This window comes from Photobacterium lucens, from assembly GCF_009873615.1.
Taxonomy (GTDB): Bacteria; Pseudomonadota; Gammaproteobacteria; order Enterobacterales; family Vibrionaceae; genus Photobacterium; species Photobacterium lucens.
Genome location: NZ_SSMG01000066.1, coordinates 1 through 391 on the forward strand (window position 1 = coordinate 1; position 391 = coordinate 391).

General features: G+C 26.9%; 1 protein-coding gene. It reads right to left on the reverse strand.

What is annotated here, in order from left to right:
* A partial coding sequence (locus tag E5A76_RS03740) for a polysaccharide pyruvyl transferase family protein (protein WP_161118138.1) occupies positions 1-391 on the reverse strand: 391 nt, incomplete at both ends.

A 391-nucleotide genomic window follows, 5' to 3' on the forward strand; every position in this document is an offset into this window, starting at 1 on the left:
GTCAAAAATAATCCCTCATTCTTATTTTCAACGATAAGAATATCTAAATTAAGCTTTTTAGCTAATTCTATGGCATAATTTTGTTTGTCTTTATTATTATCTAATACATAGTAAAATAAATATTTTTGTTTATTAAAACTTGGAAGATCATGGCATAAATCTTCATATAAACTTTTCTCTAAAAGTAATGTCGGATCAGCAACACAGCAGGAATCAACGTTTAAATAATCTTTACATAATAAAACACCATCATTTTCTCTAACTGATACAGCCTTAAAGTCTTTAATTAATTTTTTCACTAATATAGTTTGCGATTCAGAGTATTCCCAATCGGATACTCCAAAAGAAGATGCATATGCTACTTTATTTACTTTTGTAGAAAAGCCAAGAT